Genomic DNA, 1,323 nt, shown 5'->3' on the forward strand with positions numbered 1-1,323 from the left:
AAAGGAAGGTGGGAAGGGTTCCGTGAGGTTGACCGTCTGGGTCCGCGGGCGGGTGCAGGGGGTGGGCTTTCGATGGTTCACCCGTGCCCGGGCCCTGGAGCTCGGAGGTCTCACCGGCTTCGCCTCCAACCTGGCCGACGGCCGCGTCCAGGTGGTCGCCGAGGGGCCGAGGGAGGCGTGCGAGGCTCTCCTGGCATGGCTCGGCAGCGGCGCCACGCCCGGAGAGGTGAGCGGTTTGACTGAGATGTGGGACACACCCCGCGGGGATTACCGCGACTTCTCGATCAGGTGATCATCGCGTGATCGACGTCCGGGGATTTCCCGCGAAACGCTTGCCATACCCGGTCCCACGTGCGAGGCTGCCGCGCAGATGGTGATCGATTGAGTATCCCGTCCCCGGAATCCCCCCGGTGGGGAGAGGGCCACGGGTTGGCCGGATCGTCCGCGAGTCGCCTTTCGGGGCCCGCCCGGCGATCGGTACGCGGTGTGATCGTGTTGACCGTGCCCCCTTTTGGTGAGACGCTGAAAGTCCCGCGCAGCCCGGCCGTGTTGCCCGGAAACGGACGGCGCGCGCAGAGCAGCACCGCGGGAACAACCCCTCACGACCCACCAACGGCTTCGGTCGGTCACTCAGTGTGGAGGACCATCCATCATGGCAAAGGCGCTTCTCGGATACATCGGCGGCCCCGACCCCCGAGTCCTCGCCGAGATGCGACGGCTTCAGCAGCGCGTTCAGGACCTGGAGACCCAGCTCGTCCGGGTTCAGGCCGAGAACGACGCTCTCGCCGCCGCACGGCGTGACTCGGTGCTCGAAGGCATCGAGGTACCCCAGGCGGAGCCCGCTCTGACCTGATCCGCGGATCATTCGATCCCGGCTCGGAAGCGGATTCCCCGTACAGGGAAGAATGCAAGGGACGCTTCGGCGTCCCTTCGTCATGTTCCGCCTTCGTCGTGTTCCGGGGCCCTGTGCCGAACGGCCCGATGGAACGGGTGGTCGAGTACTCCGTCGCCGATCGGTGTGATTCCCGGACGTCCTTCCCGCCCGCTCCGGCCGATGTCGATCCCGCGGATCACCCGCGATACGGACCCCGGCCCTCCGGCTTCCTTCCGTCGGGAGGCGGCTCCCGGGCCCCGCTCCCTCCCCTTGCTCCGCTCTCCGTCCCCTCGCGGACCGCCGGATGCTCCCGCTCCCGTGCGGCCCTCGGTAACGATCGCGCCGCACCGGGAAATCGGTCCACCCGGAGGGAGCGCTCACGGAGTGATGTGCCCCGTGCACCCCGGGTCGAAACGAACAATCGCCCGCCGTCCCGCGGATCCCCCGCC

General features: G+C 68.9%; 2 protein-coding genes. Both read left to right on the forward strand.

The genetic code is table 11. The features are described from left to right. Positions 1-22: 22 nt before the first annotated feature. Positions 23-292, forward strand: coding sequence for an acylphosphatase (locus tag FNQ90_RS23490; protein ID WP_182608185.1), 270 nt, complete (start codon positions 23-25; stop codon positions 290-292). A 360-nt stretch (positions 293-652) separates the two neighbouring features. Next, complete coding sequence (locus FNQ90_RS23495) at positions 653-853, forward strand: hypothetical protein (protein WP_182608186.1); 201 nt, start codon at positions 653-655, stop codon at positions 851-853. Positions 854-1,323: the final 470 nt, after the last annotated feature.

This window comes from Streptomyces alkaliphilus, from assembly GCF_014141535.1.
Lineage (GTDB): Bacteria > Actinomycetota > Actinomycetes > Streptomycetales > Streptomycetaceae > Streptomyces > Streptomyces alkaliphilus.